Source organism: Luteibacter sp. SG786 (genome assembly GCF_011759605.1).
GTDB lineage: Bacteria > Pseudomonadota > Gammaproteobacteria > Xanthomonadales > Rhodanobacteraceae > Luteibacter.
The window spans coordinates 643,467-668,350 of record NZ_JAAOYX010000003.1 but is presented as its reverse complement, the minus strand read 5'-3'; the positions used below and the strand labels follow the sequence as shown (position 1 = coordinate 668,350).

Genomic DNA, 24,884 nt, shown 5'->3' with positions numbered 1-24,884 from the left:
GGAGCCGGGGGTATCCGGTGTTCCCCATTCCGTGGCACCGCACGTGCCTCGATCCGCGAGAAAAGCATGTCGTTTCGTTCCGCGTCCCTGCTCGCCTGCGCGCTTGCCTGCGCCGCCTCTACGTCCATCGCGTTCGCCGCGACTCCGCAGAAACCACCGGTCGTCCACGTGGATCCCGCCGCGGCGAAGCTGCCGCCGGAGAGGGTCAAGGAAACAGTGGAGAATTACAAACGGTGGCTGGATGCCCTGGAAGCGCGCGACGTGGCGCCCGCCGTCGTCACTGCCGTCATCGTCGACGACAAGGTCGTCTACGAGCGGGCCATGGGCTATGCCAACGCGAAGACGAAGGAACCGGCCACCCCGGAGACCGTGTTCCGCCTGGCCTCCCTCTCGAAGGCCTTCGCGACGGGCGTCACCGCCGTGCTGGTGCGCGCGGGGTTCCTCAGCTGGGATACCAAGCTGATCGACACGATTCCCTATTTCAAGCTCAAGGACATGCAGGCGGCCCAGCAGGCTACCGTGCGCGACATCCTGGGACAGCGCCTGGGCCTGCCGCGCAACACCTACGACGCGATGCTGGAAGCCGACGCGCCCTACGAGGAACTCGTGCGCAAGCTCGACGAGGTCGACCTCTCCTGCAAGGTGGGCGAATGTTACGGCTACCAGAACGTGGCCTTCAGCATGATCGGCGACGTGATCTTCGCCCAGACCGGCGACTATTTCTTTCGCCAGGTGGAGCGGCGCATCTTCTCGCCGCTGGGCATGACTACCGCGAGTTACGGCCGCGACGCCCTGGAGTCCAGCAAGAGCTGGGCCCGTCCGCATCGCGGCACGCCACACCACTGGACACCTTACGAACCCAACGACAGCTACTACCGGGTGGCTCCCGCCGCCGGCGTGAACGCCAGCCTGCGCGACATGGAACAGTGGTTGATGGCCCAGATGGGCGCACGGCCCGACGTCCTGCCCACACCGTTGCTCGACGTGCTGCATGCACCGGAGGTAGCCACGCCTTCGGAGGAGCGCTCGCAACCCTGGCGACGCGCCCGTGTCACCGACGCTCATTACGCGCTGGGCTGGCGCGTCTTCAAATACGCCAACGAAGATCTCGTGTACCACGCAGGTGCAGTGTCGGGCTATCGCACGATGATCGGCTTCTTCCCGAAGTACCACGCGGGCGTCATCACGATGTGGAACGCCGCCGGCCCGGTTCCGGGCGGGCTCATGCCCATGGTGTTCGACAGTCTGCTGGGTTTGCCGCATGTCGATTGGGCAGGCGTCGACGGCCCGGTACGCGACGCTCCGGTCGCCAAGGCCGCGAAGGCCACCCCTGCGAAAGCCAACGCCAAGGCGACGACTTCTCCGAAGAAGAGCGCGGCGAAAAAGAAGACGGCAAAGAAGAAGCCTTGATTCCTTTTGGCGTCAACCGGCCCTGCCTCAGGTCAAGGAAAAAAAGGTTCTTCGCGGAAGTCCGGGGACGCATGCCGCATGCATCGGTTCATTCGCCAAGGCGAATGCATGTAGCCAGCGGCTGGCGCCGCCGTTGCTCGGACGGTAGGGCCAGAGCCTTCGGTGTCCACCCTCGCTGCTCAGACAGGTCCTCCGCGTTCGTGAAGGTGGGGCCGCTGGCGCGGCCCGTTTACCTATCTGGCCTGCGGCCGCTCACTTGTGCGGAACTCGCCTCGAGGGTGGACACCGAAGACTCTCCCAATACATGAGGTAGCGTGTCCGGAGAGCCGGCACGGCAGAAGACGGCAGCCGCTATTCGCGGAACAGCAATGCATCGCCTCGCCCCGCGGGCCCCGGTCAAGCACGTCGTGACGCCGGGCTGCCCCTTGTCGGGCATCTTTCGCCTGAAGCAGCGCTTGCAGGCCACCGCCTCGAACGCCCTCCGCTCTCCCATCACGCGCCCGCGCCGCTCGGGAGGGTCCTTGGTGTCCACCCTCGAGGCGAGTTCCGCACAAGTGAGCGGCCGCAGGCCGATAAGTACATGGGCCGCGGCAGCGGCCTTCCGCTACGAACGCGGAGGACCTGTCTGAGCAGCGAGGGTGGGCACCAAGGGCCCATGCGAAACGCTACGGTGCATAGCGCTTTGGCGATACCAGGTCAATGGACGCCGGGACGAGCCCGCGGAAACTACAGGCATCGACCGAACCATCTGTTGTCCCCGGTAATCCGTGAAGAACCAAAAAAAAGCCCCCGCTTGTCGCGAGGGCTTTTTCGTCTTACCGGCCGAGGTTGAACTGCAACCGTCGCCGGAGTGTTACCGCCATCGGTTCGCCGTTGCGTGTGGCCGGCTTGTATTCCCAACGGCTGACTGCGTCGATCGCCGAGCGATCGAAAACGTGCTTGGGCTGCGAGTCCACCACCGTGACGTTGCCCACGGTACCGTCGGTGCCCACGGTCAGTTCGACGTCGACCCAGCCCTCCTGGTTCGCGCGCATCGCTGCGGTCGGGTAGCGCGGAGTGACCTGGCGCACGAGTACCGCGTCGCTGATCGCGTCGGCCTCGGGTGCCGCCGGGCGCGGCGCCGGGGTGGCGGCGGGGCGACTGGCGGGTGCGGAGGTCTGCTGCTGGGCGGTACGGGCCGCCTGTTCGCGTGCCGCCGCCAGACGCTGTGCTTCCGCGGCCTGTTCGGCCTGCTGCTTTGCTGCCGCCGCTGCGTTCTGCTGAGCAAGCTGCTGAGCCTTCTGAGCATCCAGCGCCTGCTGCTGTTCGCGGTCGAGCGTCTTGCGCTGGGCATCGAGCTTGGAACGCAGGATCGTCAGCGTGTAGTTCTCGGGGTCCGCCTTGGCGAGCAGGTCGATCTCGCGCTGCGCTTCGGCGAAATCCCGCTGGTTGATCGTCTGTTCGGTGGCGGCGGCGCCGTAGGAAAAGGTCTCGCGCAACGCATCGGCAGCCACCGGATTGCCCGGCTGCTTTTGCAGCACTTTCATATAGAACTCGAAAGCGTTGTTACCCGCCGGGGCGACGAGCCTTTGCTCGTTCATGGCGGTGCGGGCTTCGGCCAGCAGCTGATCGACGCTGAGCGCATCCACGTTGGCGGGTGGGGCTTCGCGCGCCGCCGCCGTCTTCTGCGACGCGGTGGGTCCGGGAGACAGACCGGCCGATGCGTCGCGGTACGGTTTGATGATCAGGAACCACGCTGCGATGGCGAGAGCCACGACGATGACGACGACCGCAAGCGTGACGGGATTGACGGCACCGCGTACATGGCGGCGCGAGGAAAGGCGATGACGGGTATCCATGGCGATTCGGAACGGACTCCGCTGACGCGCGCCCCTCTATGGCTTGACGCGGAAGACCCCCCGTCCTCCGCAGCGCGATGTGGCGACAAGGTAACCGTAATGGCCGCGTGAATCCAGTTCGCCCGACTAGGAGCTTTTCGGGGCCTGAAAACGAACGACCCCGGCGAGGCCGGGGTCAAGTCTTCGAAGTGACTCCCCGCGCTGGGCACCGCGGGGAGCTAATTCGCTAACGTACTTTCTTATTGGAGATGACGCTTACTTGGCCTTCGCGGCCTTGGCGGTCTTGGTCGCGCGGACCACCTTGGCGGCGGCGACCTTCTTCGAAGCAGCCTTGCGCGGCGAAGCCTTGCGCGTGGCCTTCTTGGCGGTGGCCTTACGTACGGCCTTCTTCACCGCCTTCTTGGCGGCGACCTTACGGGTGGACGTCTTGCGAGCGCCCTTCTTCGCAGCGGCCTTCTTCGCCGGCGACTTGCGGGTAGCAGCCTTACGGGTCGCGACCTTGCGGGTCGAGGCCTTCTTCGCCGGCGACTTGCGGGCGGCGGTCTTCTTCACGGTCGACTTCTTGGTCGCCTTCTTGGCGGCCGATTTCTTGGCAGTGGATTTCTTGGCAGTGGCCATGGTTCGTCTCAGCTCCTCATCAGTTGGCAGTGGTTGCCCAGTAAAAGCGTGGAGGAACGCTTCGACCAGCAGGTCGCTGTTCGTAGCGTGCCTCAAATTGTTCACCTGGCGGCGAGTACGTTCATCGGAAAGCAGGCGGAGCACATGCAGCGGAATCGAGACTGTGATCTTGCGAACCGACCCCGCTTTCGAACCATGCTCCACATACGGTCTGATGAATTTTCCTGTTTCCATTCCGGGTTCCCCGTCGATTGACGCAAAAGCTATTCCTGAACATTTCCGCTGTCAATAAATTTTGGCACTAAATTGAAGACCTTGCGGCGGGATAGCAGCGACATCGAGTGCCCTCGGAAGGCTCGTTCGGTCGCTTAGCGGATCGCTTTCGTGTTGTCGGAACGCAAAAGACTAAACACACGCTCACGCCTATTCGGTTCAGCAAACATCATAAATAAAGGCATATTTCGTTCGTCGTGAGAAACGACGCGGGTTCTCGGCAGCGGTCTGTTTCTAATATGGGCGACGCCAGAACAACTCCGAACCGGCGCCGTTCCGGGGATGAACGAAGTGCAAATCGGGGGCAAAAAAAAATTTCCCCGGCACCCCCTCCGGGACAAAAAAAATGCCGGTCGAGGACGACCGGCATCGATTCGGGGTTGCCGAAGGGGATCAATGATCGTCGCTTTCGGCGACCTCGGCGTACTCGTCCGGCGTGAGCAGATCGTCGAGTTGCGACTTATCGCTGATCTTCAGTTTGAAGATCCAACCCTCGCCGTAGGCATCTTCGTTGATCGTTTCCGGCTTGTCGCTGAGAGCCGTGTTCACCGCGATGACTTCGCCCGACACAGGCGCATAGATATCGGAGGCTGCCTTCACCGACTCGACCACGGCCGTGCCTGCGCCAGCCTCGACCGAGCTGCCTACTTCCGGGAGCTCGACGTATACCAGGTCGCCGAGCGACTCCTGCGCATGGTCGGAGATGCCGACGGTCACGCTGCCGTCGTTTTCGACGCGAACCCACTCGTGGGACTTCGCAAACTTCAGATCGCCTGGGATTTCGCTCATGGGATAGGGCCTCGTTCGTCTCGGTACGGGTGCGGGAATGGGACACTCGATTGTACCGGTAAGTGGCTCGCGAGAAAGCCGTACCCGGCATGCTCCTAGCGCATGTCCGGCCCGGGGCTTACCGGCCTGGAGGATGTTTCCTCACAGCCAGCGGCGAACGCACCGACAGAACGCCGTGGGCGCACGGGTCTACCTTGTAGCCGCGGCCCGGTTCTGACGCCGCATCCCGATCGCCTCCCCCATCTGCGGCGATCCATTCCCTACGAACCCATCGCAGCATCCACCACGGAGCTTCCCCATGAAACGGATTCTCAAGACCACCCTGATCGCCACCGCCATGGCGCTGTCTCTCTCCTCGCCGCTGATGGCGGCCGAGGTCGCCAGCGTCGGCGAAGCCCGCCAGGAGGCCGCCCGTCATCTTGCGACACTCGTCAACGACGCTGCCTTCAACCATGCCTTGCAGGGCCAGCTGCACAAGAATCAGGCGGCGCTTGCCGATGTACTGCGCGATTACGAGCCCAAGGACGTCACCCGCGGGGAAGCTGCGAAGGAAGAGCTCCGCGACCTGGACAGGCAGGCCATTCGCTATCGCGGCCTGGACGGGGCGGTTCTAGGCCTGCTCGATCTACACGTATCCGGCACGGGCGGTCAGCCGCTTGCGAACACCCGTGGCGTCTGGACCGCGACGATCGTAAAGAACCCCGTCACCCGTCAGAAGGAACTGGTCGCCTACGACGAGCGCGGCACAGAGCGCCGCTATCCGGTCGACGCAGCACCCGACGTGCCGATGCTCGTCGTCGAATCGACCAATGCGGCAGCCCTGAGCGCGGGCATGCGGATCATGAACGAGTCGCTGCGCCAGGGGGGCTTGCAATCCGAAGCGCCACGAGCGACATCGCGGATACGTAGCTCGGCCGCATCCCAGGAAGATGTTTCCGTACTCACCGACATCTACCTGACCGATGACCGGGAACCCGACACGGCCGGCGACGCCGAAGTTTTCGCCATCGTCTCGGGGGTGAATCCCGATGGCAAACCGGAAATCGTCAATGTGGACATGCCATGGCTGGACCACGACAAGCGGTGGTACAAGCCGGGTCAGGATTTCATCACCTGGCGGAATTTCGGCGCCAATTATGTGAACGTGCAGCTCTTCGAAGACGACGGCGACTTTAACTATAAGGAGTTGACCAAAGCCGTCATCTCCGCTGTCGGTGACGTATCGCTCGTGGTCTCCCCGGGGGCGCCCTATGCGCTCATTTCCGCTGGCCTGGCCAAAATCGCCAACACGATCATCGATGTGATGCCGGGCAAATGGTTCGAGAACTCGGCGGACTACATCGACTCCTTCTATATGCTGGAGCGTGGCAGTCACTACACCCGGGACAATCCGAGAGTCGGCGCACGCGGATGGGCAAAGATCGGCCTGACACCGAGAGTGATCGTTGGTCCGGGGCTGAAGGCCTACGCGGACAAGTCCACGGAGACCGAAAAGCCGGGCAAGAACAGCCTCTGATCGAAACGCGAAAGGGCGGCTAGCGCCGCCCTTTCCTTTCCGCCACCCGGCTCTTTCAACCGGCGATGCCCGGCATGGGCTGGCCGTCGCGGACGAAGGGGAACTTCACCACCCGGACCGGCACTTCGCGGCCGCGGATATCCACGCGGACCGCGCCGAGTTCGCCGACCGGCACGCGCGCGAAGGCCACCGACTTGCCCAGGGTGGGTGCGAACCCGCCGGACAGGATCTCGCCTTCGCCGGCCGCCGTAAGCACCTTCTGCCCGTGGCGCAGCACGCCCTTGTCGTCCATGACCAGCCCGACCATCGTGCGCCGCACACCGTCGGCCTTCTGCTTCTCGAGCGCGGCGCGCCCGATGAAGTCGCGGCCCTCGTCGAGGGAGATCGTCCACGCGAGCGCGGCTTCCCACGGGGTGACCGACTCGTCCATGTCCTGGCCGTAGAGATTCATGCCGGCCTCAAGGCGCAGCGTGTCGCGCGCGCCGAGACCTGCCGGAGCGACGCCTGCTTCGCGCAAAAGGTTCCACAGTTCGACCACCCGTGCATTGGGCACGACGACTTCGAAGCCGTCTTCACCCGTGTAGCCGGTGCGCGCGAGGAACAGCGGCATGCCGTTCGGCCCCTCCACCTCGATGGCGGCGAACTTGCCCAGCTTGCGCGCCTTCTCGCGCACTTCCTCCGGCAGGAGGCCGATAAGCTTCTCGCGTGCGTTTGGGCCCTGCACGGCGATCATGCCGAACTCGGGGCGCTCGCGTACCGTGACGCCGAAGGGGGCCGCCTGCTTCTCGATCCACGCCAGGTCCTTGTCCCGGGTGGCGGCGTTCACCACGAGGCGGAAGAAGTCCTCGCGGAGGAAATAGACGATCAGGTCGTCCACGACGCCGCCGTTTTCGTCGAGCATGCAGGTGTAGAGCGCCTTGCCCGTCTTCGCCAGCTTGTCGACGTTGTTCGCCACCAGTTTGCGGAGGAACTCGCGCGTACGATCGCCGCCGAGGTCGACCACGGTCATGTGCGACACGTCGAACATGCCGGCGTCCTTGCGCACGGCGTGGTGCTCCTCGATCTGCGAGCCGTAGGCGATGGGCATGTCCCAGCCGCCGAAGTCGACCATGCGGGCGCCCAGCTCGCGATGGGTGGCGTTGAGTTCGGTCTTCTGGGTCATCGGCGTACCTTGCAGGGGATGGACGGCGGGAACAGCCTCCCATTATCCGGTCGCGAGCCGTCAAAGGCCAATGGCAACCAAGACAGGGGGCCGCCGACTCCTGCTAGCCTTGCCATCCATGGCGACGGCAACCTTCCCCGGCTCAGCAGTCCTTTCCCGCGACGCGGGCGGCGCGCGGCTGTCCCTGGCAGGCGACTGGACCCTTCCCCATTACCCGGCGCTGCAGCAAAGGGCCACCGAACTGGCCGGCTCGATCGATGCGGCAGTAACACTCGATATCTCCCGCCTGGGCGCCCTGGATACCTCCGGCGCCTTCGTCATCGCCGAACTGCTGGGCAGCGCGCGAACCCAGGCACTGGCACAAGACGAGGCGCTGCCTCCGGCGCGCCGTGCGCTGCTGAAGACCGTCGGCGACGCCATCGACACCTATTGCACCGGGGTGAAGCGTCGCCGCGACGCCGGTTTCGTGGTGACGTTGGAGCGCATCGGCCGGGCCATGCACGGCTTCTGGAGACAGACCGCCAAGCTCCTGGCCTTCATTGGCATCACCCTCCAGGGTTTCGCCGCCACGGTGTGGCGTCCGCACCGCTGGCGGGTGACCTCGCTGGTTTCGCACATCGAGCAGACCGGCCTCGACGCCGTGCCGATCCTCGCACTGCTGTCGTTCATGGTGGGCTGCGTGGTGGCCTTCCTCGGGTCTACCGCCCTGGCCAGCTACGGCGCCACCGTCTTCACGGTGGACCTCATCGGTTTCGCCTTCCTGCGCGAGTTCGGGGTGCTGCTCACGGCCATTCTGCTCGCCGGCCGCACGGCCAGCGCCTTCACCGCGCAGATCGGCTCGATGAAAGCCCGGGAGGAAATCGACGCCATACGAACGCTCGGCCTCGACCCGGTGGAACTGCTGGTGCTCCCCCGGGTGCTGGCCCTGCTGATCGCCCTCCCCATGCTCACCTTCATCGCGATGATCTCCGGTGTCGTCGGCGGTGCCGTGGTCTGCATGGCGGTGTTGAAGATGTCCCCGTCGATGTTCCTCACCATGTTCCAGGCGGACATGTCGCTCACGCAGTTCCTCGTCGGCATGGCGAAGGCGCCGGTGTTCGCGTTCATGATCGCCGTGATCGGCTGCATGGAGGGTTTCAAGGTCGCCGGTAGCGCGCAGTCGGTGGGCGAGCACACCACGTCCGCCGTGGTGCAGTCGATCTTCGTGGTGATCCTCCTGGACGCGCTGGCCGCACTCTTCTATATGGAGATGGACTGGTGACCGCCGAAACCGTCATCGAGGTGCGCGGGCTGGTGAACCGCTTCGGTACCCAGACGGTGCACGAGGACCTCAACCTCGACGTCTACCGCGGCGAGATCATCGGCATCGTGGGCGGGTCGGGTACCGGCAAGTCGGTGTTGCTGCGAACCATCGTTGGACTCGTGCGCCCCGTCGCGGGCGAGGTCAGGGTGTTCGGGGAAAACCTGCTCGCCTTGCCCGAAGACCGCCGCTCGCAGGTGGAACGCCGCTTCGGCGTGCTGTTCCAGAGCGGTGCGTTGTTCTCTTCGCTGACGGTGGCGGAGAACGTGGCCCTGCCCCTGGTGGAGCACGCGGGCCTTCCACGCATGGACGCACAGCGCCTCGCCGGAGTGAAACTGGCGCTTGCGGGCCTTCCCGTGGATGCCGGACGCAAGTACCCCTCGCAGCTGTCGGGGGGCATGATCAAGCGCGCGGCCCTCGCCCGGGCGCTTGCGCTTGACCCGGAAATCCTTTTCCTGGACGAGCCTACCGCGGGGCTGGACCCGATCAGCGCCGCGGCCTTCGACAACCTCATCGTCACCTTGCGCAACGCCCTCGGGCTTACGGTTTTCCTCGTCACCCACGACCTCGACACCCTGTACTCCACCTGCGATCGCGTCGCGGTACTGTCGCAGCGACGCGTGCTCGCTGCCGCCCCCATCGACGAGGTGGCGAAAACCGACGACGCATGGGTGCAGGCGTATTTCAACGGACCGCGCGGCCGCGCGGCCACATTCGCCGCCCATCGGGGCGGGGGCTAGGGACTCATATGGAAACCCGCGCGCACCACATCCTTATCGGACTGTTCACGGTACTCGTCGTGCTCTTCGGTCTCGGCTTCGGCGTATGGCTGGCCAAGGCGCATTCCGACCAGGAATGGAATTACTACGACGTGGTCTTCAACGAGGCCGTGACCGGGCTGTCGCGGGGCGGTGCCGTGCAGTACAACGGCATCCATCTGGGCGACGTAATGCAACTGCGCCTCGACCCGGAAGACCCACGGCGCGTGCTGGCGCGCATCCGCGTTGCCGGCGATACGCCACTGCGCCGGGACACGCATGCGAAGCTGGCCCTCACGGGCGTGACCGGCGTCGCGATCATCCAGTTGTCGGGTGGCTCGCCGGGCAGTCCGCTGCTCGTGGGGCACAACGGCGAGGTGCCCAGCATCGTGGCGGATCCCTCCCCGCTCTCGCGCATTCTCGCGAACGGCGAAGACCTCATTACCAATATCAACCAGGCGGCGGCGCGGGCGAGCCAGTTGCTGTCCAACGAGAATGTGCACGCCATCGAACGCACGCTCGACCATCTCGACAAGACCACGGGGGTCATTGCCGACGAGCGGGAGGACATCCGGGCCCTGATCGGCCAGCTGGCCACGGCGACGAAAGAGGCCAATGCGACGCTGGCCGAAAGTCGCGCCCTGGTGCACAACGCCAACGGCCTCGTGGAAGGCCAGGGCAAGGCCACGCTGGAAAGTGCCCAGCGCGCCATGGCATCCCTGGAACATTCGATGGCCACGATCGACCGCCTGCTCAACGACAACAACGATGCACTCAACGGTGGCGCCTCCAGCCTGGGACAACTCGGCCCCGCCCTGCACGAACTGCGCGACACGCTGGGTTCGCTGCGTTCCATCACCCGGCGCCTCGACGAAAATCCGAGCGGCTACCTGTTCGGTCGCGAGAACACCAAGGAGTTCACCCCATGAGCCGTGCCCGTCTCGCCGTCCCGCTTCTCTTTGCATGGCTCACGGCGTGCTCCATCCTGCCCAAGGCCGAGACGCCGCGCATCTATACGTTGCCGGCGGCGCCCGGCGCCAGGCCGGCCGCCGCGCAGCCGGTGAACTGGGCGCTACGCGTCGCCTCGCCGAATGCGCCCCGCGTCCTGGAGAATTCGCGCATCGCGGTGGTGCCGGAAGCCAACACCGTGACCGTCTATGCCGGGGCACGCTGGTCGGACCCGGTACCGAAACTCTTCCGCAATCGGCTGACGGATGGATTCCGCGACACCGGAAAGGTGCCGGCGCTGAGCACCGACGACAGCGACCTCGCCGCCGATGTCGAACTCGGTGGAGCCCTGAGCGCATTCCAGACCGAGTACACGGGTGGCAAACCCGAAGTGGTCGTGCGCTTCGACGCGGTACTGGCTGACACCCGCAAGCATCGCATCGTGGGAAGTCGCCGCTTCGAGGTTCGGGAGCCGGTGGACGGCAAGGAGGTGCCACAGGTGGTGGCGGCCTTCGGGCGGGCCATGGACAAGGTGACCCATGAGGTTGTGGACTGGACCTTGCAGACCGCGCCGGCGAAGTGATCAAACCACGCCCCTGTGGGAGCCGCTTTAGCGGCGATCCCGCGGCAGCGGGCAAGCTTGCTGCAAGCACCCTTCGCCGCTGAAGCGGCTCCCACACCCGCCATCTCTCGCCTCGATCTTCAGTTCTTTATCGAACGGAAGGTCAGGTTGATACGAGGCCCCTGCGCACGCTTCCGCGCCGGCAGCTCATGCTTGTAGAGGCGCTGCGTGGCGCCGGCCATGAGAAGCAGGCTGCCATGCGTCAGCTCGATCGCGACAGGCTCGCCGCCCGACTTCGCGCGGAAACGGAAGGTTCTCTCCGTACCGAGGCTCACCGACGCGATCACGGGCGCCGGGCCGAGTTCCGGCTCGTCGTCGCTGTGCCAGCCCATGCGATCGCTACCGTCCCTGTAAAGATTGGCGAGCACACTGTTGAACGCGACACCGCAGGCTTCCGAGGCGCGGTCACGCAGCGCCTGCAACACCGGCGGCCACGGATGAGGAACGAAACGCGTGCCGGAATAACGGTAAGTGGCGTCGGCATCGCCGATCCATGCGCTCAACCGTGGCGAGTCCACCACGCGGCCGAACATCCTTATCCGGTGTACCTCCCAGGGAAGCGATTCCCGCAGCACCACCAGCAGGCGGTCGGCCTCGGCAGCAGCCAGCCAATGCGGCGCGAACGTCACGTCGGCGCCGGGCAGGTCGATGCGGCGCGCGTCGAGGTTCAGGCGGGCTCCACCGGATAAGCCGGCTCGGCGTCCAGCGACGAGGCACACACGCCGGCAAGTTCGAGCAGGCGAAGGTCGGAGCCCCGCGCGCCCACCAGTTGCAAGCCGATCGGCATGCCGTTGGGCAACGTGCCCATCGGAATACTGACCGCCGGGCACCCGGCGAGACTGGCGAATCCGCAGAGGTCCGCCTGCGACGACGGCACAGGACCGTCCAGAGGAAAGGCCCCTTGCGGCGTGGTGGGCAGCACCAGGACATCCACCTGCGCGAAGAGGCGGCGCATCTTCAGGGTCGCGGCGTCCAGCACGAGGTCGGCGGCGGCATAGTCGGCAGCGGATTTCTTCGCCGCGAACCCCACCATGTCACGGAAGCTCGCCGAGACCGGATAGGCCTCATCCGCCAGTTCGGTGGCGAAGGTGTTGAGCATCTCCGCTTCCATGAGCAGGAGGCCGGCACGGCGGGTGCGTGCGAAATCCCAGTCGGAGAAGTCGACCGTACGGCGTTCGCCCAGCTCGCCCTGCAACTTCGCCAGTGCAGCCTCGAACACGTCGATGACATCTCTCTCCACACCGACCGCCGCGAGGTCGGGCAGGAATCCCGCGCGCAGGTTGCCCGGTTCCCAATCGGGTGGCGAGAAAGCGACGCGCCGGCGGCGCGAGCGCGCGTCGTCGGCGTCATAGCCTGCCAAAGTTTGCAACAGCACCGTGAGGTCGTCGACGCCGCGCGCGAGGAGGCCCACGGCGTCGAGCCTGCGCGCCGCGGGAACGAGGCCACGCGCGGAGATCTCGCCATGCGTGGGCTTCAGCGCGTAAACGCCGCAATAGCTGGCGGGGACGCGGATCGAACCAAGGGTGTCCGACCCGATGGCCGCCACGGCCATGCCGGCGGCCACGGCCGCGGCCGCGCCGCCCGACGAACCGCCCGCGGTGTAGCCGAGACGGTGCGGATTGTGCGTCGCGCCATGGAATGGGTTGTTGGTCGTGAGACCCAGCGCGCCCTCGTCCATGTTCGTCTTGCCTAGCAGCACGGCGCCGGATGCCCGCAGGCGGGCCACCGCGTGCGCATCTTCACCCGGCACGACCGTGCGACGGCGCATGCCGGCACGCGTCGGCACACCGGCCACGTCAAAATTGTCCTTGATGGCAAGCGGCAGACCGTCCAGGCGGCCGATCACCCCGTCGCGCCGACGACGGTCCGCCGCCAGGGCCTGCTCCTGGATCAGCGACACGCTGAAATCGACATACGCATTGAGGCGGGGGTTGAGGCGCTCGATCGCGCCCTGGTACACGTCGGAAAGAGCCTGCGGCTGGACCCGTCCTATGGCAAGCCAGTGCAGTATCTGTAGCAGGGTGGCGCGGCGCATGTCGTTATCGGCGACCGGCGGCATCGTATTCATGAACTCTCCTTGCGCATGGAAGGATTATGAACGCGATATGTGAAGATCATGCAACCCCGAGCGTTTGAAACGGCTTATTTGCCCGAATACCGGCGAAACCGGACAATACCGGGTTGATTCCGCAGCCAGCCGTTGAGTGAGCCAGCCATGAGCGAACGCGAAACCATGGAATACGACCTCGTCGTCGTCGGGGCAGGCCCCGCCGGCCTCGCGTTCGCAATCCGGACCAAGCAGCTCAACCCGGACGTGTCGGTCTGCGTGATCGAGAAGGCCTCCACGATCGGCGCACAGATTCTCTCCGGCGCGGTGATCGAGCCCGGTCCGCTGGACCGTCTGCTGCCCGAATGGCGCAAGTCACCGCCCCCGGTGTGTGTGCCGGTGACGCAGGACGAATTCTGGTTCCTCTCGGGCCCCGAGGCGGGCACGAAGAGTCCCGTCACCCCGCCGCAGATGAACAACCACGGCAACTTCATCGTGAGCCTGGGTGCCCTGTGCGCCTGGCTGGCACCCCAGGCCGAGGCGCTGGGCGTGGACGTGTTCCCGGGTTACGCCGCCGCCGAGGCGCTGATCGACGACAACGGCGCGGTGGCCGGCGTGCGCATCGGCGACATGGGCATCGCTCGCGACGGTTCGCACAAGCCCGGCTACACCGAGGGCATCGACATCCGGGCAAAGGTCACCGTGCTCTCCGAAGGCTGCCGCGGCCATATCAGCAAGGCGCTCATCAAGAAATTCGACCTCGACGCGAACAGCGACCCGCAAACGTACGGCATCGGTCTCAAGGAGCTCTGGCAACTGCCGCCGGGACGCGGCACGCCAGGCAAGGTGGTGCACACCGTGGGCTGGCCACTGCCCAGCGACGTGTACGGCGGCAGTTTCCTGTACCACCTGGACAACGATCGCGTGGCGGTCGGCTTCGTTGTCGGCCTGGACTACCCGGATCCGAACTTCTCCCCATTCGAAGCCTTCCAGCAGTTCAAGCACCACCCGAACGTGAAGGGCCTGCTCGAAGGCGGCAACATCGTGTCCGCCGGCTCGCGCGCCATCATCGAAGGCGGTTACCAGTCGCTGCCGAAAGTGGAGATGCCCGGCGCCATCCTCATCGGCGACGCGGCCGGGCTGGTCAACGTGCCGAAGATCAAGGGCACGCACCAGGCCATCGCCTCGGGCATGCTTGCCGCCGAACACCTCATGGCGACGCAATTCGATCCGGCCGGCTGGGACGCCAAACTGCGCACCTCGGCGATCATGAGCGAACTGAAGAAGGTGCGGAACATCCGCCCCGGCTTCGCCAAGGGCCTGTGGCGCGGCCTTGCCAACGCCGCGTGGGAAACGCTCACCGTCGGCCGTTCGCCGTGGACGCTGAAGAACCACGCCGACTGGTCGTCGCTCGTCAAGCTCGACAAATACGAGGCGCCGAAGAAGGACTACGTCGAGCGCACACTCGCGCCGCGCGATCGCCTCGCCAGCGTGTACTTCGCCGCCACCGAACACGACGAAGACCAGCCGGTGCACCTGAAGGTGGCCGACACGAACATCTGCATCGAACGTTGCACGGTGGAGTACGGCAATCCCTGCCAGCGCTTCTGCCCGGCGGGCGTCTACGAGATCGTGCAGGACGATGCCGGGCGCCGGTTGCAGATCAACGCGGCCAACTGCGTGCATTGCAAGACGTGCGATATCAAGGATCCGTACCAGATCATTACTTGGGTGACGCCTGAGGGTGGGTCTGGGCCGAATTATCAGAATCTCTGACCATGCGCGCGCGCCTGGGATGGCTTGCCTGGTTGATGCTCGTGGCTGCCTGTATCTGGCTGCCATGGCATGCGCTTTTCGAGGGTAACGGGCCGTTCGTCCGGCAGCTCTCTCGCTCGCTGGCATGGAAGAGTATTGCCGAATGCCTGCTTTTGCTGGGCACGGTGTATGGAAGCCTCCGACTGCGCAGGGGCGCCGTCGTGTTGGCCGCGCTCTGTACTGAGGTTTATGCGCGGCGGCATGGGGTGGATGTCACGCTAGCGCTGCTGGCGGCGTATCTGGCAGGCATGCATGCGCTGGGCCGTTGCACCGCGGGCATCCTGCGGATGTCGCCGGGTTCGACCCTCGACATTCGCCTTCGCGACACCGTGTTGGGGCTGGTCACGTGGTCGGCTGTCATCTGGACCGCGTCGTTTGCCGGTGCTGGTAGCCTTGGCGCCATCCGGGCGTTGGCTGTCGCCCTCCTGGGAGGCGCCCTGGCATTCTGGTTCTGGCGATGGCGCTCTGAGATCGCCGTGCCGCCACGTCCCGTAACACGGAGTGGCGCGCTCTTGGTGGCCAGCTCCGTAACGATCGTACTCATGCTCGTCGCCAAGTCTGCCTCAGCTGTGGATAGCGATGCGCTTTGGTACGGACTCAATGCCGACCGCACGCTTTTCGGTAACGGTGGACTGTTCCACGACCAGGGACTGGTCGCTCACGTGCATTTCTATCCGAAGCTGACCGAAGCACTGCAGGCGCCCTTCCTTGGCTTGGGTAGCGCCAGCCTCGTCACGGGCTTCAGCCTCGTCTGCTGGGCGCTTCTCGTGGTCACGTCTCGGGAAGTGCTGGGCGAACTTGGCGTCGACGGTATTCGCGCCTGGTTCGGTGCGCTGTTCGCCTGCGTCGTCCCTGCGGTCGCCGCATCGGCAGCTACACCCAAGGGCGAGGTACTTGCCGCGTGGCTATGCACTATCGGATTGCTTGCCGGCCTGCGCCTTCGCCACGGCGACAATCACCGGGACTGGTTGGGCGTCGGGATCGGTGCGGTGCTGCTCGCCCCGCTCGCACGGCTGACCACCCTTCCCTATTCGGCCACCATCTTCCTTTTCATCGCTACCGTCGCCGTGGTGCGGCGGACACGGCCGGCATGGCGTATCTGCGTTCCGATCGCGCTGGCCGCGATCGTCGGCTTCCTGGTCTGCCTCCGGACGTTTCAGCAGGCGGGCGTGGCGCTCGCTTCGCCCGATGTGCTGGTGAACCTGCAAGATCTTCTCGGTTGGCACCTGCATGACGACATCGGGCGCTACGAGCCCGTGTTCCGTACACCGTTCCCCGGCGGGTTGCTGGACTCGCTGTTCGGCCCCGCGGCATACATACATCAAGCATTGTTCTGGATGGGCAACGGCTGGATTCCGCTGCTGCTTGCCGGGTTCGCCTTGCGGGGCTGGCGCTGGTTGACGGCGCCTTCGGTCGCGTTCGCGCTGCTGGTTGGGCTGTCCATGTACGTGTTGCTGTACGCGTACAGATATGGCGGCGACGGTGCCGACGGCAATTATTTCATCGTGCCGATCGTGCTTCTGCACCTCGTGGGGTGGGCGGGCGTTTTCGTAGGGGGCCACCGCGAACCCGTACCACCGCCCTTTTCGGTCGGGGCCGTCGCGGTGGCTGCCTTTTGTCTGTTCATGGTGATAACCACGGCCAACTGGCTGCCGGGGACGGGGCGGCTCGATGCGCGATTCGACCGCACGCCGTTCGACGAATTGCGCGCCCTTGCCGGGAATCGGTTTCGGACAAGTAACCTGGGCCCGCTCGCGGCAGTCCTTTCCCATTGGCCCCCGGATAGCCGCATGCTAGGTGACATGTCGGTGGACGATGGTGGGTATTTCCCGGTGCGTTACGAATCCCTGGGCACGATCGCGTGGGCTCGCCCCCCGCTCCTTCAGGACAAGGTGGCAATCCTGAACCTGTTCCGCGGGCACGGCATTCGCCTCGTGGCGCTCGGGCGCGACCCCGTGGCCGCGGTGGGCGAACGCGTGCGGCCGGTGCTGGCGGATCTCGTGGCGCGCGGAGAAGCGCAGAAGCTGAACGTGCCGGGCAGCCCAGCGGACCTCTGGCTGCTGGAACCGGCGCAGTCGAAGAGCCAGCCCGGTAACATGGGTGGCCGGATCCGGAGGTAAGTGGACGTGTCGACCCCTTTTTCATGGCGCTACAGGCGCCTGCTGAGCATGGCGCGACGCGTGCGCGCCAGCATCGCGCTACGCGGGTGGCGGGGGACGATCGGACGGATATCCCAAGACTTCGCCCGCAGACCTGAGGTGGACGATTCGCTGAGACTGCTCCCTTTGGAGGAGGTATTTGTCGCGCTGTCGCTACCTACGTCCAGCGTGCCTCGCGTCTCGATCGTGATCCCTGTTCACGGGAAGATTGAATACACGCTTGCCTGCCTCAGATCTATTGCAAACCATCCCCCGACGGATCCATTCGAGGTCATCGTGGTGGATGACGCCTCGCAGGACAACACCGCAGCCACGCTGGCGGCAATACCTGGACTCCGGCTGCTCAGCAATGAACAGAACTTGGGCTTCGTAGGCAGTTGTAATGCTGGCGCCGCCGCAGCACGCGGCGCGTTCCTGGTCTTCCTTAATAACGACACCCAAGTAACCCGCGGTTGGACCGAGGCACTGCTTCGATGTTTCGACCGTCATCCTGATGCAGGCATAGCGGGCAGCCAGTTGGTTTACCCCGACGGGCGGCTTCAGGAAGCCGGGGCGTGGGTGTTCAGCGATGCGTCGGCGTGGAACATTGGCCGCTTTGACTCACGTAGAAATCCCGCGATGCGGTATTCCCGGAAGGTCGACTATGTATCTGGCGCATCGCTTGCCATTCCACGCGACCTTTTCGAAGAATTGGGCGGATTCGACCCAAGGTACGCCCCCGGATATTACGAAGATACGGACCTCGGATTCGCGGCAAGAGCGGCGAACCGTTCCGTGTGGTACGTGCCTGATAGCGTGGTGATCCATGCCGAAGGCATAAGTTCGGCGGGCATCGTCGAAAGCGGCATGAAACGGTTTCAGGAGATCAATCGGGGAAAGTTCGCCGAGAAGTGGCGGGATGCGTTGCTTAGCCAGCCCACGCCAGGAACTGGTCTGGCTGCGGTGGACCGTGCACACCATCGGGGCAACATCCTGGTGGTCGACACCATGACCCCGGACGCATCCCGCGATTCGGGCTCGCTCCGCATCATCAGCATGATGCGATTGCTCGTCGGAGAAGGTTGGCATGTCATGTTCGCGCCTGACGACGGGCACGCGGAAGAAGGAGCCATTCGAGACCTCGGGTCGCTGGGAATCGAACTACTGGTAAAGCCTTGGATGGCTAGCCTACCGGCGTGGCTTGCCGCCCAAGGCCACGACCTGCGCGCAGCTATCCTCTGCCGCCATACCGTCGCGGATCAATACGCAGGATTTGTGCGCCGCCATGCGCCCAAGGCGAAGCTCATTTTCGATACCGTCGATCTCCATTTCCTCCGCGAGGAGCGTGCAGCGGAACGAAGCGGCAACTCGGCGCTTGCACGACAGGCGGAAACCACGCGGCGTCATGAGCTTGCCCTCATCCAACGTGCGGATACGACTTTCGTTGTCAGCGAGTATGAACGCGACATGCTCGCGCGACTGGTCCCCAGCGCGCGCGTCGATCTCCTATCCAATATCCACGAAGTTCATGGCCGGCAAGCTGGCTATGCCGGCCGCCGCGACCTTCTCTTCATTGGTGGCTTCGGACACCCGCCGAATGCCGACGCGATGCGCTGGATGGCCTCTGAAATCCTTTCCGAGCTACGTCTCCTGGATCCGAAGGTACAAATCCTCATCGCAGGCGATGTGCCCGAAGGCGAGCGGCGTGCGCTCGAGGAGTCCGGGCTCGTCGTGCTTGGTCGTGTTCCGGATCTCGCGCCCCTCATGAACCGTGTGCTGGCATCTATCGCTCCGTTGCGTTTTGGCGCAGGAGTGAAAGGCAAGGTCAACATGTCGATGAGCCACGGACTCCCTGTGATCGGGACGACGGTGGCAGTAGAGGGCATGCGCTTGACTGACGGAGTGGACGTGCTGGTGGCGGATGACGCCACGGCCATGGCGAATGCTTACTCGCGGCTCGCCAATGACGAGGCGCTCTGGACCGGCATCTCAGACCTCGCCCTCGAGAACGTCCGCAAGCACTTTTCCGCCGATGCCGCACTCGCCGCGCTTAACCGCGCGATACTGTAATCATGTCGCCGAACCATTTTTTACGCAGCTTGATCTTCCGCGGCCTTAGGCTCGGCTTTCGCTTGACGCCGCTACCCACATCGTTGCGTGACAGGTTACGCCAGCGGTTCCTCGACCGACATGGCGACCTTATCCCGACCGGTCCAAAAGGCAAGCCCGCCGTACACACCGCCATCCGTGCGTACGATCACGCAGGCCATCGCACGCTTGGATTCATGTCGCGTCACGCGGGCCCATTGCCCGTCCCGATGCCGGCGACCCTCGTGGCGTTCTATCTTCCGCAGTTTCATCCGATTCCGGAAAACGATGCATGGTGGGGCCCTGGGTTCACCGAGTGGCGCAATGTGGGGCGTGCGTTACCGCAGTTCCAGGGCCACGCCCAGCCGAGGCTCCCGGGCGACCTGGGCTATTACGACCTTCGCGTGCCCGAAGTGATGCGCGAACAGATGAAGATGGCTCGCGAGTACGGCATCGGCGCTTTTTGCATGTATTTCTACTGGTTCGCCGGCCATACGCTGCTCGAAAGCCCGCTCCGGCAATGGCTGAACGATCCGACCCTAGATCTGCCGATCTGCCTCTGCTGGGCAAACGAGAACTGGTCGCGCCGCTGGGATGGCCGCGCCGACGACGTGTTGATCGGACAAGCGCATAGTGCCAACGACGACTTGGCCTTCATCGGCTACGTATCCACCTATCTCCGTGATCCCCGGTACCTGCGCGTAAATGGCAGGCCGATGCTCCTGGTTTATCGCCCCGGTCTCCTGCCCGAACCTCGCGCAACTGCCGAACGCTGGCGTCAGTGGTGCCGATCGAACGGGCTGGGAGAAATCCACCTGGCTTATGTGCAGAGCTTCGACAACGTCGACCCGTCGACCATCGGTTTTGACTCGGCAGTGGCGTTCCCTCCCAACAATGTAAGCCTGGAGCCGGTGACGGCGGAGTACCGCCTCCTCAATAGCGAGTTCACCGGGCAGATATACGACTGGAGGGAACTAGCCTCCTCTGCCATGGCGGCGGATGATCCGCCTTATCCCCTTTTCCCTGGTGTAAATCCAGGGTGGGATAACGAGGCCCGCCGCAGTGGTCGCGGCAGGAGCTTCGTGCGCAGCACACCACGGCTCTTTGCGGAATGGACGCGCTCGGCCGTAGCTACGGCGCGGCGGCGGGCCCCCGAATCGCCACTCGTCTTCGTGAACGCATGGAATGAATGGGCTGAAGGCGCTGTCCTCGAGCCCGATACTCGCCATGGCTACGCTTGGCTCGACGCCATAAGGCGGGCGTTGCAGCCACCCACGCCGCGGCAGGCTCGCCCCTGCGCAGTCATCCACGTGTGGTACCCCGATCTCCTGGAAGAAATAGTCTCCGCCCTTCGCGCAACGGGCCTGCCGTTTCGCACGATCCTCACCGTTCCCAGCGAGCGCGAGAAGGCAGTTCGGGCGGAAGTGGACAGACTCGGCCTGGAGGCCGAGTTGGTCGTTTCGCCCAATCGAGGGCGTGACATCCTTCCCTTCCTGCGACTCGCCGGACGATTGCTCGATGAAGGCGAAGATGTTGTCCTCAAGCTGCATACCAAGCGTTCGACGCACCGGCAAGATGGGGCGGCGTGGCGTTCCGAGTTGCTGGAAAGGCTCGCGGCGCCCGACCGGGCGGCGGCGATCGCGCGGGCGTTTGCACAGGATCCGATGCTTGGGCTCGTGGCGCCGGAAGGACACATCCAGCCACTTAGCTTCTACTGGGGTGCAAACGCCGAGACCGTGAAGTACATCTGCGCGCTTATAGGAATTCCTCAGCCGGAGACTGAAGCCGATACCTTCGTGGCCGGCAGCATGTTCTGGTGCAGGCTTTCGTCCCTCGCGCCACTGCTGGATGCCCCCTGGTCCGTCGCAGACTTCGAGCCGGAAGCCGGCCAGGTCGACGGGACGATGGCGCACGCCGTGGAACGCGTGGTGGCGCTGACCGCCCGATTCGGTAGTTTCCGGATGGCGTCCGCCGCTGCCATCGTTGGTGCACCGGATCCCAAACAGCCGTACCCGTACGCTCGTCGGAGTTGACCCGACGGCTGAGCCTCCACGCTTGGTGACTGCGGATTGCCGGTCGAACCGGTCCAAAAGGCGTCGCCGGATAGGGCCGGTAGGCTTCGCGGTCGCCATTTGAGGGGGCCGAGGCTACAATCGCCAGACTAAGCGCCCGACCGCGTGTGGGCGCTGCCCGCACATTAGGAACTCGCTTAATGAAGATTCTGGTCGGCTACAAGCGCGTCGTAGATTACAACGTCCGCATTCAGGTAAAGCCGGACGGCACTGGCGTAGTAACGGACGGCGTCAAGCTCTCCGCGAACCCGTTCGACGATATCGCCCTCGAGGAGGCTCTTCGGCTCCGCGAGAGGGGAGTGGCCGAGGAAGTGGTGGTTGTGGGCATCGGCCCAGCCGATCTGACCGCCCACCTGCGCAACGGTCTGGCGATGGGTGCCAACCGCGCCATCCACGTGCAGACCGCCGATGCCGTTTCGCCGCTGACCGCCGCTCGGACCTTTCTCAAACTGGTCGAGAAGGAACAGCCCGGCCTCGTGATCCTGGGCAAACAGGCCATCGACGACGATGCCAACCAGACGGGCCAGATGCTGGCCGCGCTCTGGGACCGCCCGCAAGCCACGTTCGCCAGCAAGGTGGAGATCGCCGACGGCAAGGCGACCGTTACCCGCGAGGTAGACGCTGGTCTCGAGACGATCGAAGCCGAGCTTCCGGTTGTGATCACGACCGACCTGCGCCTCAACGAACCGCGCTTCATCAAGTTGCCGGACATCATGAAGGCAAAGTCCAAGCCTATCGACGTTATCGAGCTGGGCTCTCTCGGCGTCGACGTGGCCGACCACATCAAGACCATCCATTACGCCGCTCCGCCCAAGCGCAGCAAGGGCGTAATGGTGAAGGACGCCGCCGAACTCGTCACGGCCCTTAAGCAGAAGGGCTTGCTGTAAGGCAGCCGACCGGAGAATCAACATGACCAAGATCCTCGTTATCGCCGAACACCTGGGCGGCAAGCTCAACGGCTCCACCGCCCGCGCCGTCAGCGCCGCCGCCGCCGTGAAACCCGACGCCATCGACGTCATTGTGCTGTCCGACGCCCCGGATGCCGTGGCCGCCGAGGCGGCCAAGATCGATGGCGTGAGCAAGGTTCTGACTATTGCCCGTGCCGAGAACGCGCATAGCCTCGCTGCGGTCTATGCACCGCAGATCGTCAAGGTGGCATCCGGCTATACCCACGTTTTCGTCCCTTCGACGACCTTCGGCAAGGACCTCGCTCCTCGCGTGGCCGCCCTGCTGGGCGTATCTCAGGTCAGCGACGTCATGAGCGTGGAAGGCCCGCATACATTCAAGCGCCCGATCTATGCGGGGAACGCCATCGTGACCGTCGAGGTGGACGCGACCTCGACGGTGGTCGCAACGATCCGCACAGCCTCTTGGGCAGCCGCTGCCTCGAATGGCTCCGCACCGGTGGAGCCCCTGAACGTCGAGCCCCTCCTGCCCTCGCATACCCGATTCGTGAATCTGCAGCAAGGCAAGAGCGATCGTCCCGATCTCCAGGGTGCCCCGAAGGTGGTGTCCGGTGGCCGCGGCGTGGGCTCGAAGGAGAACTTCGAGATTGTCTACAAATTCGCCGACAAGATCGGCGCGGCAGTCGGCGCTTCTCGCGCCGCCGTGGATGCAGGTTACGTTCCGAACGAGTTGCAGGTGGGCCAGACCGGCAAGATCATTGCGCCCGAACTCTACATTGCCGTCGGTATCTCCGGCGCGATCCAGCACCTGACCGGCATCAAGGACGCGGGGACGATCGTCGCGATCAATAAGGACGGCGAGGCGCCGATTTTCGAGATCGCCGATATCGGCCTGGTAGGCGATCTGTTCAAGATTCTGCCCGAGCTCGAAGCCGCGATCGGCTGAGACAGCTTCTATGTGGCGCCGCGCACATTACGCGCGGCCGCCGCAAAGGGCAAAGCCACGAGGAATACGATCAGATCGCCGCCGAAGGTGGCCAGGCGGAAGGCCGAAACGCACGTCAACGTGGCCTGCTCACCCAAAGCCGCGCCGAACAGCGCGAGGAAGACCGCCTCCCTCACCCCCACCCCTGCGGGGGCACCGACGACGACAAACCCGGCGATCCAGCTCGCAGCTACGCCCGCAAACATCGTCAGCCACCCGGTCGTGGCGAAAATCTCGGCGCCAGCGACGACGCGGAACGTGATACCCATCATACCGAAGAACGCGAGGTGCAAGGCGAAGGCCAACGCGAACCAGCGCGGCGAAACCTCGATGCCGCCACCTAGCGTTGGCGCATACCGATGCAGCAACCAGCCTGCGAACGTGAGGCCCGCTACGACGACAATCCAGATCATAGGTGCATTGACGGGCACGTAGTTCACTGCCAGGGGAGCGGCCCATATCAAAGCCGCGCTCACCAGTAGAGCAGCCTCCAGCAGTGCGCACAGGACAAGAAGGCGATGCGATAAGGCGTGCGCTCGCAACATCGCATGGCGCCCCAGATACTGAAGCACGCTACCGGGAAGGTACTTGCCGAATTGGGATACCGAATAGATGGTGAGCGTATGGGATGCAGGAACGCCGTTCGCCCCGAGAGCACGCAGTAGCGCATACCACGCGATGGCCAACAATACGGTTGAAAGCACGTACAGCAGCGCGCCTCCTGTTATCCGGAACCACCACTGTTGCGCATCCGGCGCCGTAGTCAGCTGTGCGACCACATGCGTACTGGCCATGCGGTGCAAGACCCACCCCACGCAGACCACGCACGTGATGCCGCCAGCTATGTTGGCGATCTTCTTAGCCCGCGACACGACACAGAACCATCGTCCACGGCAGCGGCGAACGAACGGCAATGATCTCGAAGCGACGGGACAACATGTCGACGAACGCTCTGCGCGACCAATGCTTTATGTGCCCAGGTGTATTGCCGAGATCGGTCAGATACCGTAGTCGCGCGACATTGAGAACGCGCCAGATAGGCTCACGCGGTACGCTGACCAACAGATAGCCGGTGGACAGGCGCGACAGTGCATCGAGAGCCGAGGACGTATCGTCGAGATGTTCCAGCACTTCGCAACAGACGACCAAGGGTGCCGCGCCCATCCACTGGCCCGACTCTTCTATGCCGCAGTGCTCGAACTGCACGGCGACACCTGCACGCGCCGCTCGCGCGCGCGCCTCGATAATGGCTTCCTCGGCTATATCACAACCGGTCACCTCGATGCCCTTGCGCGCAAGACGAATCGACAGCTCACCTTCACCGCAACCGATTTCGATTGCTCGATCACCAACTCCGGAGAGGAGCACAAGATCGTCGAAATCGTTCATGAAGCCGCGCATCATCCAGCGAACCAGAGGATTGCGCGCAGCATACTTATCGTAGTAATTGCCGGCCGGTTGGAATACAGGAGGCGGTGTCATGAAATACATGTCACTTGGTTAGTTCGCAGAATTGTAATATACCGTCATTTGTAAACTGAATATCAGGTCATGCGTTACTAGCCAGGGGTCGTGTGCCGCGACCTGGCGGGCAGGGGAG

At 64.4% G+C, this 24,884-nt stretch carries 20 protein-coding genes; 12 read left to right on the top strand and 8 right to left on the bottom strand.

The window, feature by feature from the left end:
* The first annotated feature begins 66 nt into the window (after positions 1-66).
* Positions 67-1,410, top strand: a complete 1,344-nt coding sequence (locus FHS47_RS18925; protein WP_167031932.1) for a serine hydrolase domain-containing protein — start codon at positions 67-69, stop codon at positions 1,408-1,410.
* An 815-nt stretch (positions 1,411-2,225) separates the two neighbouring features.
* Here FHS47_RS18925 and FHS47_RS18920 read toward each other — a convergent pair.
* From FHS47_RS18920 to gcvH, 3 genes are all read right to left on the bottom strand, one after another.
* Positions 2,226-3,248: an energy transducer TonB gene (locus tag FHS47_RS18920; protein ID WP_167031929.1), complete on the bottom strand. Its 1,023-nt coding sequence runs from the start codon at positions 3,246-3,248 to the stop codon at positions 2,226-2,228.
* A 255-nt stretch (positions 3,249-3,503) separates the two neighbouring features.
* Positions 3,504-4,100 (bottom strand): met regulon transcriptional regulator MetJ, encoded by a 597-nt coding sequence (gene metJ / locus FHS47_RS19970; RefSeq protein WP_167031926.1) that lies wholly within the window; start codon positions 4,098-4,100, stop codon positions 3,504-3,506.
* 432 nt (positions 4,101-4,532) lie between these two features.
* A complete protein-coding gene (gene gcvH, locus FHS47_RS18910) occupies positions 4,533-4,928 on the bottom strand; it encodes a glycine cleavage system protein GcvH (RefSeq protein ID WP_167031923.1) in 396 nt (131 codons plus the stop codon).
* 298 nt (positions 4,929-5,226) lie between these two features.
* Between gcvH and FHS47_RS18905 the strand changes: the two genes are divergently transcribed.
* Positions 5,227-6,444, top strand: a complete 1,218-nt coding sequence (locus tag FHS47_RS18905; protein ID WP_167031920.1) for a DUF3103 family protein — start codon at positions 5,227-5,229, stop codon at positions 6,442-6,444.
* A 55-nt stretch (positions 6,445-6,499) separates the two neighbouring features.
* On the opposite strand, the gene gcvT is transcribed toward FHS47_RS18905, so the two are convergent.
* Positions 6,500-7,606: a glycine cleavage system aminomethyltransferase GcvT gene (gene gcvT / locus FHS47_RS18900; RefSeq protein ID WP_167031917.1), complete on the bottom strand. Its 1,107-nt coding sequence runs from the start codon at positions 7,604-7,606 to the stop codon at positions 6,500-6,502.
* Positions 7,607-7,724: 118 nt separating this feature from the next.
* Here gcvT and FHS47_RS18895 point away from each other — a divergent pair, with 118 nt between their 5' ends.
* From FHS47_RS18895 to FHS47_RS18880, 4 genes are read left to right on the top strand one after another with little or no spacing between them, the layout of a single operon-like run.
* Positions 7,725-8,867 (top strand): ABC transporter permease, encoded by a 1,143-nt coding sequence (locus FHS47_RS18895; RefSeq protein ID WP_167031914.1) that lies wholly within the window; start codon positions 7,725-7,727, stop codon positions 8,865-8,867.
* Positions 8,864-9,646: an ABC transporter ATP-binding protein gene (locus FHS47_RS18890; protein WP_167031911.1), complete on the top strand. Its 783-nt coding sequence runs from the start codon at positions 8,864-8,866 to the stop codon at positions 9,644-9,646. Before FHS47_RS18895 ends, FHS47_RS18890 begins: the two co-directional genes overlap by 4 nt.
* Positions 9,647-9,654: 8 nt before the next feature.
* The gene (locus FHS47_RS18885) at positions 9,655-10,593 is read left to right on the top strand and encodes an MlaD family protein (RefSeq protein WP_167031908.1); all 939 of its coding nucleotides are present in this window, start codon (positions 9,655-9,657) and stop codon (positions 10,591-10,593) included.
* The gene (locus FHS47_RS18880) at positions 10,590-11,195 is read left to right on the top strand and encodes an ABC-type transport auxiliary lipoprotein family protein (RefSeq protein WP_167031905.1); all 606 of its coding nucleotides are present in this window, start codon (positions 10,590-10,592) and stop codon (positions 11,193-11,195) included. The genes FHS47_RS18885 and FHS47_RS18880 overlap by 4 nt, the downstream gene beginning before the upstream one ends.
* 119 nt (positions 11,196-11,314) lie before the next feature.
* Here the strand turns inward: FHS47_RS18880 and FHS47_RS18875 are convergent, their stop codons facing one another.
* Both FHS47_RS18875 and FHS47_RS18870 read right to left on the bottom strand, forming a co-directional pair.
* Entirely contained in the window at positions 11,315-11,863 is a 549-nt protein-coding gene (locus FHS47_RS18875; RefSeq protein ID WP_208382143.1) for an alpha-ketoglutarate-dependent dioxygenase AlkB, read from the bottom strand.
* Between the two features lie 38 nt (positions 11,864-11,901).
* A complete protein-coding gene (locus FHS47_RS18870; protein ID WP_167031902.1) occupies positions 11,902-13,302 on the bottom strand; it encodes an amidase in 1,401 nt (466 codons plus the stop codon).
* 147 nt (positions 13,303-13,449) lie between these two features.
* Here FHS47_RS18870 and FHS47_RS18865 point away from each other — a divergent pair, with 147 nt between their 5' ends.
* From FHS47_RS18865 to FHS47_RS18840, 6 genes are all read left to right on the top strand, one after another.
* Positions 13,450-15,057, top strand: a complete 1,608-nt coding sequence (locus FHS47_RS18865) for an electron transfer flavoprotein-ubiquinone oxidoreductase (protein ID WP_167031899.1) — start codon at positions 13,450-13,452, stop codon at positions 15,055-15,057.
* 2 nt (positions 15,058-15,059) lie between these two features.
* The gene (locus tag FHS47_RS18860; protein WP_167031896.1) at positions 15,060-17,216 is read left to right on the top strand and encodes a hypothetical protein; all 2,157 of its coding nucleotides are present in this window, start codon (positions 15,060-15,062) and stop codon (positions 17,214-17,216) included.
* Positions 17,217-19,304, top strand: a complete 2,088-nt coding sequence (locus FHS47_RS18855; protein WP_208382142.1) for a glycosyltransferase — start codon at positions 17,217-17,219, stop codon at positions 19,302-19,304.
* A gap of 2 nt (positions 19,305-19,306) precedes the next feature.
* Positions 19,307-21,355, top strand: a complete 2,049-nt coding sequence (locus tag FHS47_RS18850) for a glycoside hydrolase family 99-like domain-containing protein (RefSeq protein WP_167031893.1) — start codon at positions 19,307-19,309, stop codon at positions 21,353-21,355.
* A 179-nt stretch (positions 21,356-21,534) separates the two neighbouring features.
* Positions 21,535-22,281, top strand: coding sequence for an electron transfer flavoprotein subunit beta/FixA family protein (locus tag FHS47_RS18845; protein ID WP_167031890.1), 747 nt, complete (start codon positions 21,535-21,537; stop codon positions 22,279-22,281).
* Positions 22,282-22,303: 22 nt separating this feature from the next.
* Complete coding sequence (locus tag FHS47_RS18840) at positions 22,304-23,245, top strand: FAD-binding protein (protein ID WP_167031887.1); 942 nt, start codon at positions 22,304-22,306, stop codon at positions 23,243-23,245.
* Between the two features lie 8 nt (positions 23,246-23,253).
* On the opposite strand, the gene FHS47_RS18835 is transcribed toward FHS47_RS18840, so the two are convergent.
* Together FHS47_RS18835 and FHS47_RS18830 are read right to left on the bottom strand one after the other, a co-directional pair.
* Positions 23,254-24,078: a hypothetical protein gene (locus FHS47_RS18835; RefSeq protein ID WP_167031884.1), complete on the bottom strand. Its 825-nt coding sequence runs from the start codon at positions 24,076-24,078 to the stop codon at positions 23,254-23,256.
* Between the two features lie 64 nt (positions 24,079-24,142).
* On the bottom strand, positions 24,143-24,775 hold the full coding sequence (locus FHS47_RS18830) for a methyltransferase domain-containing protein (RefSeq protein ID WP_208382141.1): 633 nt from the start codon (positions 24,773-24,775) through the stop codon (positions 24,143-24,145).
* Positions 24,776-24,884: the final 109 nt, after the last annotated feature.

Coding starts and splice junctions, on each gene's coding strand:
- FHS47_RS18925 (WP_167031932.1), top strand. CDS start 67: ATGTCGTTTCGTTCCGCGTCCCTGCTCGCCTGCGCGCTTGCCTGCGCC.
- FHS47_RS18920 (WP_167031929.1), bottom strand. CDS start 3,248: ATGGATACCCGTCATCGCCTTTCCTCGCGCCGCCATGTACGCGGTGCC.
- metJ (WP_167031926.1), bottom strand. CDS start 4,100: ATGGAAACAGGAAAATTCATCAGACCGTATGTGGAGCATGGTTCGAAA.
- gcvH (WP_167031923.1), bottom strand. CDS start 4,928: ATGAGCGAAATCCCAGGCGATCTGAAGTTTGCGAAGTCCCACGAGTGG.
- FHS47_RS18905 (WP_167031920.1), top strand. CDS start 5,227: ATGAAACGGATTCTCAAGACCACCCTGATCGCCACCGCCATGGCGCTG.
- gcvT (WP_167031917.1), bottom strand. CDS start 7,606: ATGACCCAGAAGACCGAACTCAACGCCACCCATCGCGAGCTGGGCGCC.
- FHS47_RS18895 (WP_167031914.1), top strand. CDS start 7,725: ATGGCGACGGCAACCTTCCCCGGCTCAGCAGTCCTTTCCCGCGACGCG.
- FHS47_RS18885 (WP_167031908.1), top strand. CDS start 9,655: ATGGAAACCCGCGCGCACCACATCCTTATCGGACTGTTCACGGTACTC.
- FHS47_RS18880 (WP_167031905.1), top strand. CDS start 10,590: ATGAGCCGTGCCCGTCTCGCCGTCCCGCTTCTCTTTGCATGGCTCACG.
- FHS47_RS18870 (WP_167031902.1), bottom strand. CDS start 13,302: ATGAATACGATGCCGCCGGTCGCCGATAACGACATGCGCCGCGCCACC.
- FHS47_RS18865 (WP_167031899.1), top strand. CDS start 13,450: ATGAGCGAACGCGAAACCATGGAATACGACCTCGTCGTCGTCGGGGCA.
- FHS47_RS18860 (WP_167031896.1), top strand. CDS start 15,060: ATGCGCGCGCGCCTGGGATGGCTTGCCTGGTTGATGCTCGTGGCTGCC.
- FHS47_RS18850 (WP_167031893.1), top strand. CDS start 19,307: ATGTCGCCGAACCATTTTTTACGCAGCTTGATCTTCCGCGGCCTTAGG.
- FHS47_RS18845 (WP_167031890.1), top strand. CDS start 21,535: ATGAAGATTCTGGTCGGCTACAAGCGCGTCGTAGATTACAACGTCCGC.
- FHS47_RS18840 (WP_167031887.1), top strand. CDS start 22,304: ATGACCAAGATCCTCGTTATCGCCGAACACCTGGGCGGCAAGCTCAAC.
- FHS47_RS18835 (WP_167031884.1), bottom strand. CDS start 24,078: ATGGCCAGTACGCATGTGGTCGCACAGCTGACTACGGCGCCGGATGCG.
- FHS47_RS18830 (WP_208382141.1), bottom strand. CDS start 24,775: ATGTATTTCATGACACCGCCTCCTGTATTCCAACCGGCCGGCAATTAC.